General features: G+C 58.5%; 15 protein-coding genes. 7 read left to right on the forward strand and 8 right to left on the reverse strand.

What is annotated here, in order from left to right; translation table 11 throughout:
• Positions 1–88: 88 nt before the first annotated feature.
• The 4 genes from I9187_RS11970 to I9187_RS11985 form a co-directional block, all read right to left on the reverse strand.
• Complete coding sequence (locus tag I9187_RS11970; RefSeq protein ID WP_171090537.1) at positions 89–1,060, reverse strand: beta-ketoacyl-ACP synthase III; 972 nt, start codon at positions 1,058–1,060, stop codon at positions 89–91.
• Between the two features lie 21 nt (positions 1,061–1,081).
• The gene (gene plsX, locus I9187_RS11975; protein WP_171090535.1) at positions 1,082–2,170 is read right to left on the reverse strand and encodes a phosphate acyltransferase PlsX; all 1,089 of its coding nucleotides are present in this window, start codon (positions 2,168–2,170) and stop codon (positions 1,082–1,084) included.
• Positions 2,171–2,194: 24 nt separating this feature from the next.
• Positions 2,195–2,401 (reverse strand): 50S ribosomal protein L32, encoded by a 207-nt coding sequence (rpmF, locus tag I9187_RS11980; RefSeq protein WP_008756996.1) that lies wholly within the window; start codon positions 2,399–2,401, stop codon positions 2,195–2,197.
• Between the two features lie 205 nt (positions 2,402–2,606).
• Entirely contained in the window at positions 2,607–3,143 is a 537-nt protein-coding gene (locus I9187_RS11985; RefSeq protein ID WP_171179793.1) for a DUF177 domain-containing protein, read from the reverse strand.
• An 85-nt stretch (positions 3,144–3,228) separates the two neighbouring features.
• Between I9187_RS11985 and bamE the strand changes: the two genes are divergently transcribed.
• The 3 genes from bamE (at position 3,229) to I9187_RS12000 (ending at position 6,419) form a co-directional block, all read left to right on the forward strand.
• Positions 3,229–3,702 carry an outer membrane protein assembly factor BamE gene (bamE, locus tag I9187_RS11990; protein WP_171179795.1) on the forward strand — a complete coding sequence of 158 codons (474 nt, stop codon included), beginning with the start codon at positions 3,229–3,231 and terminating at the stop codon, positions 3,700–3,702.
• Positions 3,703–3,802: 100 nt separating this feature from the next.
• Complete coding sequence (locus I9187_RS11995; RefSeq protein ID WP_171179797.1) at positions 3,803–4,543, forward strand: GNAT family N-acyltransferase; 741 nt, start codon at positions 3,803–3,805, stop codon at positions 4,541–4,543.
• Positions 4,544–4,610: 67 nt separating this feature from the next.
• Positions 4,611–6,419: an ATP-binding cassette domain-containing protein gene (locus I9187_RS12000; RefSeq protein ID WP_245223194.1), complete on the forward strand. Its 1,809-nt coding sequence runs from the start codon at positions 4,611–4,613 to the stop codon at positions 6,417–6,419.
• Here I9187_RS12000 and I9187_RS12005 read toward each other — a convergent pair.
• Both I9187_RS12005 and I9187_RS12010 read right to left on the reverse strand, forming a co-directional pair.
• Positions 6,416–6,946 (reverse strand): sugar O-acetyltransferase, encoded by a 531-nt coding sequence (locus I9187_RS12005; protein WP_245223195.1) that lies wholly within the window; start codon positions 6,944–6,946, stop codon positions 6,416–6,418. The two genes, I9187_RS12000 and I9187_RS12005, sit on opposite strands and share 4 nt — an antisense overlap.
• 27 nt (positions 6,947–6,973) lie before the next feature.
• A complete protein-coding gene (locus I9187_RS12010) occupies positions 6,974–7,729 on the reverse strand; it encodes a 3-hydroxyacyl-CoA dehydrogenase (RefSeq protein ID WP_171179801.1) in 756 nt (251 codons plus the stop codon).
• A 201-nt stretch (positions 7,730–7,930) separates the two neighbouring features.
• Between I9187_RS12010 and I9187_RS12015 the strand changes: the two genes are divergently transcribed.
• A complete protein-coding gene (locus I9187_RS12015) occupies positions 7,931–8,779 on the forward strand; it encodes a hypothetical protein (protein ID WP_209940201.1) in 849 nt (282 codons plus the stop codon).
• Between the two features lie 85 nt (positions 8,780–8,864).
• Here I9187_RS12015 and tyrS read toward each other — a convergent pair whose 3' ends face one another.
• Positions 8,865–10,118 (reverse strand): tyrosine--tRNA ligase, encoded by a 1,254-nt coding sequence (tyrS, locus tag I9187_RS12020; RefSeq protein WP_171179803.1) that lies wholly within the window; start codon positions 10,116–10,118, stop codon positions 8,865–8,867.
• 243 nt (positions 10,119–10,361) lie between these two features.
• On the opposite strand from tyrS, the gene I9187_RS12025 reads away from it, so the two are divergent.
• From I9187_RS12025 to I9187_RS12035, 3 genes are all read left to right on the forward strand, one after another.
• A complete protein-coding gene (locus I9187_RS12025) occupies positions 10,362–11,483 on the forward strand; it encodes an anhydro-N-acetylmuramic acid kinase (RefSeq protein WP_348540094.1) in 1,122 nt (373 codons plus the stop codon).
• Between the two features lie 78 nt (positions 11,484–11,561).
• The gene (locus I9187_RS12030) at positions 11,562–11,852 is read left to right on the forward strand and encodes a hypothetical protein (protein WP_171179807.1); all 291 of its coding nucleotides are present in this window, start codon (positions 11,562–11,564) and stop codon (positions 11,850–11,852) included.
• 10 nt (positions 11,853–11,862) lie between these two features.
• Positions 11,863–12,324, forward strand: coding sequence for a hypothetical protein (locus tag I9187_RS12035; RefSeq protein WP_171179809.1), 462 nt, complete (start codon positions 11,863–11,865; stop codon positions 12,322–12,324).
• Between the two features lie 67 nt (positions 12,325–12,391).
• Here the strand turns inward: I9187_RS12035 and I9187_RS12040 are convergent, their stop codons facing one another.
• Positions 12,392–13,282, reverse strand: a complete 891-nt coding sequence (locus I9187_RS12040) for a fatty acid desaturase (protein WP_171727465.1) — start codon at positions 13,280–13,282, stop codon at positions 12,392–12,394.
• Positions 13,283–13,301: the final 19 nt, after the last annotated feature.

Raw genomic sequence — 13,301 nt, forward strand, 5'->3', positions numbered from 1 at the left:
CCCTGTTGATATCAAAGCATATGGGTATGGCAAATTCGCTGTCAATATCAATGAATTGCGGGCGGCTGTGTAAGCTGGTTTGCGCCGGTTACCAGCGCAGAACAACCGCGCCCCATGCCAAGCCGCCGCCAATAGCTTCGGTCACGATCAGGTCGCCAGGCTTGATCTGCCCACGCTGTTTGCCCACCGAAAGTGCCAGCGGAATCGATGCGGCCGAGGTGTTGCCATGATCCTGAACCGTCACCACGACGTTCTCCATAGGCAAGCCCATTTTCTTGGCGGTGCCCTGAATGATGCGGATATTGGCCTGATGCGGCACGATCCAGTCTACGTCCGAGTTGCCCAGACCCGCGCGTTCGAGCGCAGTTTCAGCAGTTTTTGTAAGTTTTTCAACAGCATGGCGGAACACTTGGTTGCCTTGCATACGCAAATGCCCTGTGGATTGCGTTGATACTCCGCCATCGACATACAGCAGATCCTTGTAGCGACCGTCCGAGTTCAGATCGGTTGCCAGAATGCCGCGATCTTCCGAAGTGCCGTTGCCTTCCTGAGCTTCCAACACCAACGCCCCGGCTCCGTCGCCGAACAGGACGCAGGTGGAGCGATCCGTCCAGTCCATGATCCGAGAGAACGTCTCGGCGCCGATAACCAGCACGCGTTTGGCCTGACCCGAAACAATCAGCGCATTCGCGTTGGAAAGTGCAAAAACGAATCCCGCGCAAACGGCTTGTACGTCAAAGGCAAACCCCTTGGTCATGCCAAGCCGGGCCTGAACCATGGTTGCCGCAGACGGGAAGGTCAGATCAGCTGTCGATGTCGCTACGACGATGGCGTCAATGTCATCCGCACTCAAATCGGCATCTGCCAAAGCCGCCTCGGCAGCTTTTGTCGCCAGATCCGAGGTCGTTTCACCCTCGGCTGCGAAATGGCGGCGTTCAATGCCCGATCGCGTTCGGATCCACTCGTCGGTTGTGTCCAGCGTTTTCTCAAACTCGGAATTGGGAACAATGCGTTCCGGCAAATAATGCCCGACACCTACTACAACTGAACGGCCTGCCATGTTGGGGTACTGCCTTTTTGATTATTTTTCGGTCTGCGGCGCAGCTTGCGCGGCATCTTGTGCAAGCTGGGCTGTGGATGCAACCCGCGCGGCCAATTTTTCGGAAAAGCCCGATTGCGCCAGCGTAAAGGCCAGCTTGATTGCAGCCGACACGCCGGTCGCGTCTGCGCCGCCATGAGATTTCACCACGGTGCCGTTCAGCCCAAGAAAGACGCCGCCGTTTACACGCCTTGGGTCGATCCGTTTCTTTAGACGGTTTAACGACGTGATGGCCAGGATCGAAGCCAGCCGGGACAGCGGAGAATACTTGAAAGCCTGGCGCAGCAGGTCACCGATCAGGCTGGCTGTACCCTCACCGGTCTTAATCGCAACATTGCCGGTAAACCCATCCGTGACAATGACATCCGCCTTATCGCCCGGAATGTCGCTGCCTTCGACAAAGCCCACAAACTCGAAATTTGCCTGCTCTGCAAACTCGGTGATCATTGCGTGCGCTTCTTTCAGCTCGGCGCGGCCCTTGTGTTCTTCGGTGCCGACATTCAGCAACCCAATGCGGGGCCGTGCAAGCGCCATGCCATTGCGCGCATATGAAGCGCCCATCAGGGCATATTGCAGCAAATCCTTGGCGTCGGCGCGGACGTCGGCGCCTACGTCGAGCATCACGTTGAACCCCTGAGGGTTGCGCGAAGGCCACAGAATCGCAATGGCCGGGCGGTTCACGCCCGGCAGTTTGCGCAGGCGCATCATCGACAGCGCCATCAGCGCACCGGTGTTTCCACAAGACACCGCACCATGTGCCTCGCCCTGGCGCACAGCCTCCAGCGTGGACCACATCGAAGTTTGCTTGCCGTTGCGCACAACCTGACTTGGCTTGTCCTCCATCGTGACGACGTCCGGACAATCACGAAAAACGACGCGCCCCTCAAGGACACGCCGTTTTGCGACTAGCTTTCGCAGGACCTGCTCGGGACCGTGCAGCAAGAACCCAATATCCGGGTTCTTGTCAGCCGACTTTGCCAGACCGGCAACAACAACTGCGGGACCCTCGTCCCCACCCATGGCGTCGACCGAGATGGTGATCCGTCCGGCGTGCGTGGGCTGTTCAGTCATGCCTCGGCCTGCGCTCAATCAGGCTTAGGCTGCGTCTTCGTCCAGGTCGATTTCGTCGGCCTGTGCGACGACTTCACGATCATCATAGTGGCCGCAGGATGCGCAAACGTGATGCGGGCGCTTCAGCTCGCCACAGTTGGGGCATTCGTTCGGGTTTGCAGCAACCAGAGCGTCGTGTGCGCGGCGGTTGTTGCGACGCGACTTGGAAACTTTGTTCTGTTGGACGGCCATGGTCTCAACCTTTGTCTACTGAGGGTCAGCAGATTCGCCGCCGACCGGGTTTCATATTTCGTTTTATCGTGGTTTGACGCGCGTTTAGGCGACCAGCCCCGCAATGTCCAACCCAAAATCCGATGAGCGCGCGAAAATACTGCGATTCTCGTCATGTTCAAGCGATTTTTCTGGCCGCCTGCTATGACAGGAAATCAGCCCCCTGTCACTCGTCTTTTTTCAGCGCGTCGCGCAAACCCGCCAATCCGGCAAATGGCTTGACGTCTTCGTCGGTCATGGCCTGTTTGCCTGGCTCTGTATAGTCGACCTGGCCCAGTTCTGCCCCGTCCTTGCGTGGGTATTGCGGCAATGCCAGCGCCAGCGCCTCGACCATGACCAGTGCCGGATCAATCTCGGGACCCAGCGGTTCGGATTCGTCATCTTCAGGGATCTCGAACTCGGGTTCATCAGGATCGGTCCAATCGGCCAGAAAGGTGCGATGAACCGGGACATCAATACGGGTTGTGACAGGGTCGAGGGTCACGACGCAGGGCTGGATGACAGTGGCCCCAAGCTTGCCGTTGAGAACCCAGTCGCGCTTGCCCTGCGCTCGGATCTCTCCGACAAAGCTGAGCTTGCGCAAACCCAGCAATCCCAGATCTTGCCGAATCTCGTCTAACGAAGCGGCAGAAGGGCGCAGATCGAACGGAGTTGGAGCGTTCTGAGGCAGATCGGCCACCCGAAGTGATGTAAGGTTGCTCATTTGTGAGCCTTTCTATGTGTTGAACCGTGGCAGCGGTTTCTGTAATCGGATAGAAGCCGCAGAAGGCCAAGGCAAGAGGGTGCGCATGTTGAAGGTAATGAACCGGTTGAAACCAGCGACGAAATCGCTTGTGTTTGTTGCCTGTCTGGCCGCGATCGGGGCCTGTACGCCAATCTTCAAGAATCACGGTTACGTGCCGCCGGCCGAGGATCTGGCCGAAATCAAAGTTGGTGTCGATACGCGCGACACCGTGGAAGAAGCCATCGGCGCTCCGGGCGCTTCGGGTGTGGTGAGGGATTCAGGCTTTTACTATGTCCGCTCGCGGGTGCGCCACTACGGCCCGAAACGGCCCGAGGTTGTATCACGCGAGTTGGTCGCCATCAGCTTTGACCAGCGTGGCGTCGTCAGCAATATCGAGCGCTTTGGCCTTGAAGACGGCCTGGTTATTCCATTGGAGCGCCGTGTGACCGATTCCAACGTTCAGGACAAAGGCTTCCTGCGACAGCTGCTTGGCAATATCGGCAACTTCAACCCGGCCAATATTCCGGGCGCCAACTAATTTTGTCTTCTGCAGTGTGCGGGTCACAAGACAGTCACATGTCTTGTGTTAGCGAGGTCACGACGACAACAATGGGTCAGCAACCGTGGAGGATGCGACCGTGGCGACAGCGGTACTGTTGAGCAAAGGGCGCTATCGCGCCCGATTGGCGCAATCGGCAGTGGATATCAACGCCGCGCAGGCGTTGCGTACATTTGCGTTTGGCACGCAACAATTAGACAGCGACGCTTTGGATGTACGGTGCAGCCATGTCTTGGTCGAAGACATGCGCTATGAGCAGCAGTTGGTGTGCTGTTTTCGGATGCTGACCATGGATCATGGTCGCGAGATCGGGCGTAGCTATTCGGCACAATTTTATGATCTTTCAGCGCTGGCAGGTTTTTCCGGTCGTATGGTCGAGATGGGCAGGTTTTGCGTCCACCCCGATTGTAACGACGCAGATATCCTGCGAGCCGCTTGGGGGGCGATGACGGCATATGTGGACCAAAATGGTGTTGAGATGCTGTTTGGTTGTTCCTCTTTTGCAGGAACCGAGACCGAGCACTATCTGGATGCTTTTGCCATGCTAAAAGACCGCCATCTGGCTCCTAAACGCTGGTTGCCGCGGGTGAAGGCTCCGGATGTGTTTCGCTTTGCTGCGCGTCTGCGGCGCAGACCGGATGTGAAACGGGCCATGTTACGGATGCCGCCCTTGTTGCGAACTTACCTGTTGATGGGCGGCTGGGTCAGTGATCACGCGGTTGTAGATCGGCACATGAACACGCTGCATGTGTTCACCGGGCTGGAGATTGGGGCGATTCCCCCGGCGCGGAAACGGTTGCTGAGGGCGGTGGTCGAATGATTCCGTATTTTTGACGAGAAGAAGCAGGGGCGTTGACGCGCCTGCCTAGCCGGTTTAGCTGGCGGGCATGGCGAGAATTCCTTTGTTGCAGATGTCCGGCATTTCCCTGACCTTCGGGGGCGATCCGGTGTTTTCCGACCTTGATTTGGTAGTCCAGCCCGGCGACCGCGTTGCCTTGGTGGGGCGAAACGGGTCTGGGAAGTCGACTCTGATGAAAGTGATGGCGGGTCTGGTCGAAGCCGATCAAGGTGAGATCGTTGTGCCGCCGGGAAAATCCGTGGGGTATATGGAGCAAGACCCAACCATGGAAGGGTTTGCGACGCTGGGGGATTATGCGTCCAGCGGTTTGGAACTGGGCGAATTGTACAAGGTTGAGCGCGCTGGCGAAGGGTTGAAATTTGACCCGTCTCGCCCTGTTGAGACGGCATCGGGTGGTGAACGGCGGCGGGCGGCCTTGGCCAAGTTGATGGCTGAAGCGCCGGATCTGATGTTGTTGGATGAACCGACCAACCATTTGGATATTGAAGCCATTGCTTGGCTTGAGCGCGAGCTTGGCGCAACACGCGCCGCCTTTGTGCTGATCTCGCACGACCGGGCCTTTTTACGGGCGTTGACGCGGGCAACGCTTTGGATCGATCGCGGCGCGGTGCGGCGGCGAGAGCAGGGCTTTGACGCTTTTGAGGCCTGGCGGGACAAGGTGTGGGAAGAAGAGGATCAGCAGCGTCACAAGCTTAACCGGTTGATCAAGTCTGAAGCCAAATGGGCGGTTGAGGGCATCAGCGCCCGACGCAAGCGCAACCAAGGCCGGGTTAGGGCACTGAAGGCTCTGCGCGCCGAAAAGGCTGCGCAGATCAAGCGTCAGGGTTCGGCTGCCATGACGCTGGAGGCCGGGCCGAAATCGGGTCGTAAAGTGATCGAGGCCAAAGGGCTGTTCAAAGGGTTTGACGACAAGCAGATCGTTCGGAGTTTTGATCTGCTGGTGCAGCGCGGTGATCGCGTGGCCTTTGTTGGGCCAAACGGGGTGGGTAAGACCACGCTGCTGAAGATGTTGTTGGGGCAGGTCCAGCCGGACGAAGGTACGGTGTCGCTGGGCACGAATCTTGAAATTGCGGTGTTTGATCAGACGCGTGCTCAACTGGATCCCGAGATGTCCCTTTGGGACAGCCTGACCGGCGACCCCGAAATGCGGGTGTCGGGTAAGGCCGATCAGGTGATGGTGGGCGGACAGCCAAAGCATGTTGTGGGGTATCTCAAGGAATTCCTGTTTGACGAACGGCAGGCAAGAGCGGCCGTTAAGTCCCTGTCTGGTGGTGAAAAAGCGCGGCTGTTGCTGGCGAAGCTGATGGCGAAATCCTCGAACCTTCTGGTGCTGGACGAACCGACCAACGATCTGGATGTCGAAACGCTGGATTTGTTGCAAGAGCTTCTCGACGATTACGACGGCACGGTTCTGTTGGTCAGCCACGACCGGGATTTTCTGGATCGGGTGGCCACGACGACCATTGCGATGGAGGGCAATGGTCGTGCCACGGTTTATGCCGGTGGGTGGTCGGATTACAGTGCGCAACGGGGTGATGTGGTCGGAAAAAAAGAAGAGAAAGCAAAGGCCTCAAAGCCAAAGGTCAAGCAAGAGGCTAAGCCGAAGTCGGGTTTGTCTTTCTCGGAAAAGCACCGGTTGGACAAATTGCCTGACGAGATTGCGCGTCTTGAGGCCGAGATCGCCAAGCTGGAAGAACTGATGTCTGACCCGGAGCTGTTCAGCCGTAAGCCTGTAAAGTTCCAGAAGGCCACCGAGGCGCTGGTTGAACGGCAGGAAAAGCTGTCGGCGGCCGAGGAAGAGTGGCTAATGCTCGAAGAAAAGTCTGAAAGCGCTTAGCGGTTCGGGCTTTTTGCTGGGTTTCCCACTACGGTCTCTCCGGCGGCAACGTCCTTGGTAACGACGCTGCCTGCGCCAATCGTGGCATTGTTGCCGATAGAGAGACCGGGCAACAGAATTGCGCCTCCGCCCACCCAAACATGCTTGTCAATTGTGACTGGTAAGCCGATTTCCAGTCCTTGGGCCCGCTCAGCCGGGTCTTTGGCATGTTGGGCGCAATAGATCTGGACATTGGGGCCAAACATCGTGTCGTCTCCGACCCGCACCAGGGCGGTGTCCAGAACGACGCAACCGGCTTTGAAATAAACCCGTTTGCCCAGATGGATGTTCATCCCATAGGCGCAATGAAACGGGGCTTCGAGGAAACAGTCTTCACCTACTTGACCTAGCAAGGCACGCAGCTCGGGTGCCATCGCTCCGCGTGCGTCAGGTGGGCTGGTGTTGTGCGCGTGAACCGCACCTCTTGCCCGTGCACGAAGTTCGTCCAGTTCTGGGTCCAGACAGCAATACCACTGTCCGGACTGCATTTTTTCACGTTCCGACATGCGACAGATTTAGCGCATCCGCAGCGCTCCGTCGATGCGGATGACCTCACCGTTCAGGTAACCCATCTCGACAATGAATGCGGCCAGCCGTCCGTATTCTTTCGGGTCCCCTAAACGGGCCGGGTTCGGGACGTCGGCGGCGAGTTGCTGCTGTACTTCTTCGGGCAGCCCCGCCAGCATCGAGGTCATGAAGATGCCCGGCGCGATGGTCATGACCCGAATGCCGGTCGAGGCCAGATCGCGGGCCATCGGCAGGGTCATGCCGACGACGCCGCCTTTGGATGCTGCATAGGCCGCCTGACCCTTTTGGCCGTCATATGCCGCGATAGAGGCCGTGTTGATGATCACGCCCCGCGCGCCGTCTGGTTCGGGGTCATTCTTTGACATCTCGGCGGCGGCCAGACGTGAGACGTTGAACGTACCAACCAGATTGATGTCGATTGTGCGCTGGAAGGCATCCAGAGGGTGGGGGCCTTCCTTGCCAACCGTTTTGATGCCATACGCGATGCCCGCGCAATTCACGACTGCGGTGATCTTGCCCATCTTGGCCATGCCATGACCTACAGCAGCGGCCACCGAATCCTCATCGGTCACATCCGTCTGCGCGAAATGCCCGCCGATCTCGGCGGCGACCTGCGTGCCACGTTCTACGTCGCGGTCCAAGATCGTGACCTGTGCACCCTCAGAGGCAAAATGGCGGGCCGTGGCTTCGCCGAGGCCGGACGCGCCGCCGGTGACAAGTGCTGCTGTGGTGGACAGGTGCATGGTGAACTCCTCCCATAGATATGAACACTTGTTCAATAACTGGTTCGCGGGTGCGGTGTCCATACCTTTGATGAAGACGCTGTCCATCCGGGCTGCGCTTCCGTTCCTGAAGACAAATTAATCCGGTCCTCACGAAAAAGCGCCTTTTCGTGAGCGAAGAGATTTGGACCGTCATGTGTTTTATCGCCAGGAGGTGCCGATATGGTTACGAGTAAGAAACAAGCGCTGGGTGCGGTTTTTGTCGCGCCTGTTTTGGGATTGGTGATGATTGGCAGTGCATCTGCTGCACCGGAAGTCTGTACTGGAAAAACGGCCCGAAGCCTGGCCAATGCCGGGGATTACGCGGGGTTGTGTGACTGCGTTCAGGTGACGCCGAGTTTTCTGGAGAGGCTTCAGAGACGGTCGGATTTTGAAACAACGCTGCAAGTTGTCGGGGCGCAATGTCCGGGGCTTGCCTCGCTTTTGACGGATTTGCCGACGGCAAGCCTGTCGGGGTTAAGCAATAATCGTGGTGAAAGCCGAGGGTCTGAACCGCTTGGTGAGGCGTTTGCGGATGCTGCAAATCCAGGATCGCCGGGCGGTGGAAACGGCGGTAACGGCGGCGGTGGAGATGGAGGCAACGGCGGCGGTGGAGACGGAGGCAACGGCGGCGGTGGAAACGGTGGCAACGGCGGCGGTGGAGACGGCGGCGGTGGCAACGGTGGCGGTGGAGACGGCGGCAACGGCGGCGGTGGAGACGGTGGCAACGGCGGCGGTGGAGACGGTGGCAACGGCGGCGGTGGAGACGGCGGCAACTGCGGCGGTGGAAATGGCGGCAACGGCGGCGGTGGATATGGCGGCAACGGCGGCGGTGGAAACGGTGGCAACGGCGGCGGTGGAGACGGTGGCCCTGGTAACGGAAACGGCAACAACGGGAACCCCGGTAATGGCGGGGGGAACACCGGGGGCTCTGGGCCTGGCACTGGCAACGGTGGCGGCAACAATGGCCAGGGCAACGGTGCCCAAAACGGCGGTGGCGGAAACGGCAATGGCGGAAGGGGTCTCCGTTAAGCTCCGCCAGGTTCTTCAAAAAGAAACGGCCACCGTCAGGTGGCCGTTTGAGTTGTGTCTTAGGTGCATAGAGGCGGGCGAGCCATCAACCGAGCTGAACCAGCGCATGACGTTTTTTGCCTGCGCTCAGCTTGATGGGCGATGACAGCGCGCCTGCGTCGATCATCATTCCCGCATCGGTCAGCGGCGCATCATCCAGCTTGGCCCCGTTCTCGGCGATCAGGCGCTTGGCCTCTTTGCCGGATTTTGCCAGACCGGATTTGACGATGATCTGCACGATGGAAATACCGTCACCCAACTCATCAGCGCTGAGGGTCAGTGTCGGCAGGTCTCCACCTACGCCGCCTTTTTCGAACACTTCGCGCGCGGTGGCTTCGGCATTGGCCGCGGCCTGTACGCCGTGCAGCAGGGTTGTGACCTCATTGGCCAAACGGATCTTGGCTTCATTGATCTCGGACCCGGCCAGCGCGCCCAGACGGTCGCACTCGTCCACCGGCAATTCGGTATATAGCTTCAGGAACCGCCCCACATCCGCGTCGGTGGTGTTGCGCCAGAACTGCCAGAACTCATAGGGCGAGCGCATCTCGGCGTTCAGCCAGACCGCACCGTCCTGAGACTTACCCATTTTCTTGCCGTCACTGGTGGTCAGCAGAGGCGAGGTCAGGCCATAGATCTCGTGATCCAGAACACGGCGGGTCAGGTCGATACCGTTGACGATGTTGCCCCACTGGTCGCTGCCGCCCATTTGCAGAACACAGCCATAACGGCGGTTCAGTTCCAGGAAGTCATAGGCCTGCAGGATCATGTAGTTAAACTCGAGGAAGCTCAGCGACTGCTCACGATCCAGCCGCGACTTCACAGATTCAAACGACAGCATCCGGTTGACCGAGAAATGGCGCCCGATATCGCGCAGAAAATCGAGGTAGTTCAGGTCGTCCAGCCATTCGGCATTGTTCAGCATCAGCGCCTTGTTCTCGGCGTCCGTGTCATAGTCGATATAGGCGGCGAACACCTTCTTGATGCCCGAGATGTTCTCGTCGATCTGTTCGGGGCCCAGAAGGGGGCGTTCATCCGCGCGGAACGAAGGATCGCCCACCTTGGTCGTCCCACCGCCCATCAGTGTGATCGGCTGGTGGCCGGTTTTCTGGAACCAGCGCAGCATCATGATCTGGATCAGGCTGCCCACATGCAACGACTTGGCCGTTGCATCAAAGCCGATATAGGCCGGTTTACACCCACTGATCAGCGCGTCGTCAAGGCCCTGATAATCGGTGCAATCGGCGAGAAAGCCGCGCTCGATCATCGTGGCGATGAAATCCGATTTGGGGTGGTAGGTCATATCGTGCCCTTTGGGTTAATGTTGCGGGGCACTGTATAGGCGGCAGCGCCGATGAGGAAAAGCCACGTTTTTTAATTGAGGGTGGGTGTCGATCCGGCCACGCGGTTAGCGAAAAATATGAACCGCTACATGAGAACGCTTGCGTTTTTGTGCAAACAAAAGGCAGTTTGACCGGGCTGCAACCCAGAGGTGTACTCAAGGACTCGGATGCGGCGAAGAAGACAGCCAGTTCAGGAGGCAGGCGTGAGCCAGACCATCAGCAAACACGGGGTGATCCGGGCACTGGGCGCGATGTCGGGCACCTCGATGGACGGGGTGGATGCCGCGATGGTCGAAACTGACGGCCACCAGATTATGGGGTTTGGACAAAGTAGCTATCGCGCTTATTCAGACGCAGAGCGAGACGTGCTGCGGGCAGCGCTGGGTCAGTGGCATGGGCCCGATGTCGATGCAGCGGCTGAGATGGTCACTTTTGCCCATGCCGAGGCACTGTCTGAATTCGAAGAGGTCGATCTTATCGGTTTTCACGGCCAGACCGTTGCGCATGAGCCGCGCGGGCGTGGAACCTTGCAGGTGGGTGACGGTCTGGGGCTGGCGCAGGCGCTGGGGCGTCCGGTGGTTTGGGATTTCCGCAGCGATGATGTGGCGATGGGGGGCGAGGGGGCTCCGCTAGCGCCGTTCTTTCATTTTGCCTGCGCCAAGTGGTTCGGCGCGGACCGACCCCTGTGTTTTCTGAACCTGGGTGGGGTCGGCAATCTGACCTATGTTGATCCGTCCTTTGACGGCCCCGAAGCGCCGGGCGCTTTGCTCGCCTTTGACACCGGGCCTGCAAACGCGCCTGTGGACGATCTGATGCAAGCCCGACTGGGGCTGCCCATGGATCGGGACGGGGCGCTTGCGCGGGATGGAACCGTCGAAATGGGCGCGTTGGAGCTGTTTCTGGCTGAGCCATACTTTGCTCGAATGCCACCCAAGTCTTTGGACCGGAACGATTTCGCGGAAATGATCGGTCTGGTGAAGGAATTGAACGATGCGGACGCCGTGGCGACCCTGACCGGGATGTGTGCCGCAGGTGTCGTACAGGGGATGGAGCATTGTCCGAAACCTCCGTCCTGCGTGCTGGTCACTGGAGGTGGGCGCCACAATCCGGTTTTGATGGAGATGTTGCGCGTGTCGCTGGATTGCCCGGTGGAGCCGGTTGAAGCAGTGGGACTGGATGGTGATATGCTCGAGGCGCAGGCCTTTGCCTATCTGGCGGTACGTGTGGCGCGTGGCCTGCCGACGTCGTGCCCCGGCACAACCGGCGTACAGGCGCTGGTTGGGGGTGGGGTTGTAAGTTCGGTTTCGATGGACGCTGTTGGCTAGCATCAGCCGAAAACAGTTCAAAATAACAGCTTGTTGTGCGACGGTTGCCCCGGACCCACGGATCAAGGGCAAGGCATTATGGCGACCAAGGCAGAGCTTGAAGCTGAATTAGAGAAATTACGGAAGCGCAACGCAACGTTGGAAGTGCGGGTCAACCAAGACCCGGCCCCCAAGGAGCGAGATGAGCATACCAAATCATCGGATGAAATTCGAAAGCTTCTGGAAGAGCATGGGATCGACCTGAGTCAAGCGCAGGCTTTGGGCGAGGATGTGGTCGAGGAATTTGGCCGCTTGCAAAAAGAATATCCGATCACAGCGTTGCTGATTGCGTTCTCGCTGGGGTATGTCGTCGGACGCGCGCAGGGTTAGGAGGCAAGCCATGAGCAGATTAAGCAGAAATCTGGTAACGATCTATCGGACAGAACGCCTGATTGCACGCCGTCGCTTGGCCGTGGTGCAGCAGCAGACGATATTATTTGGAATTGCGGGTATTGCTGCGCTGTTGGCCCTCGTGCTTTTGAACCTAGCGCTGTTCTTTGCCCTGCAAAGTACAATGTCGCCAGCTTCAGCTTCTGCGGTATTGGCGCTTGGCAATCTTGGTTTTGCGGGGCTGTTGGTTCTGATTGCACGCCGCAGCAGCGTTGAGGATGAAGTCGCGCCGGCGGTTGAGGTCCGTGACATGGCAATCGCAGACATTGAGGATGAGTTGGAGGAGGTGGCGACTGAAGCGCGCGAAGTCGTGCAGGCGGTCAAAAGCATCGGCTCGAATCCATTGGGGTCGGCGACGACGGTTTTGGTGCCTCTGATCAGCATGTTGATCAAAAGCCGAAGCAACGAATAGGGGGCGCTGCCCCCGTCGCGCAAGCGCGCCTCCCCCGAGGTATTTGGGGCCAGATGAAGAGCGGATATTATGAGCTGAGCGTGCGGGTGTAGTCTTTGGTGAACTCCGCATAGCCGTTGGACGTGGATTTCAGATGCGCGCGCATCCAGTGGTGCAGCGCGGGCAGGTGATGGAATGGCACATTGGGGAAGGAATGATGCTCGGCATGGTATGGCATGTTCCAGGCCAGAAACCGCAAGGCTCGGTTGGTGAAGGTCGTGCGGGAGTTCTCGAGCATGTTTGCCACCGGCGGGCAGAGGCCGTGCTCGGCCAGCAGGTAAAGGCGTAAAACGGGTTGAGCAACCAGCACCGGAAGAAGCCAGACCCAGAACAGTATCGTACTGTAAGTCAGGCTGATGAGGGTTAACGTATAGAGACCAAGCAGAATGCGGGCTTCGACCTTCATTGCGTTGTGTTGGCGTTTCGGAAGGTAAGGCGCATCCAGGTGGCCGCTCGCGTTTTGAACCAGTACCTTTGCCATACCGCTCCAATAGGTCCAACCGCTCAGGTAGATCAACAGGTCAGACCAGTTGTCAGGCCTTGGTTTGCCGCCCAGCTCTGGGTCGCGCTGAGGGTCATTGGTCCATTTGTGATGGGCGAGGTGGAAATAGCGGAACCAAACAAAAGGCAAGGCAATTGGTACCGAGACCAGATGTCCGACGGCATCGTTTAGCCATCCTGTTCGAAAAGGGGTCTTATGGGTGCATTCGTGGCTGAGCGTAAAGAGAAACACCAGCAAAACGCCTTGCGGCAGGATCAAGACCGGCCAGAACGGGATTTGCGCCACGATTGCGGCGCTTAGGGCTGACAGCGCAGCCAGATGGATCGACAGATGCTTCAGCCCAGCGGTGTTCGACCGGCGTTGCAATCGGTCCTTGGTTTCCGCAGGCAGAGAAGCGATCAGGTCTTTGTGGTCCATGCGGACATCGTTAAGTCCG

The organism is Ruegeria sp. HKCCE4148 (assembly GCF_017872495.1).
Classification (GTDB): domain Bacteria; phylum Pseudomonadota; class Alphaproteobacteria; order Rhodobacterales; family Rhodobacteraceae; genus Ruegeria.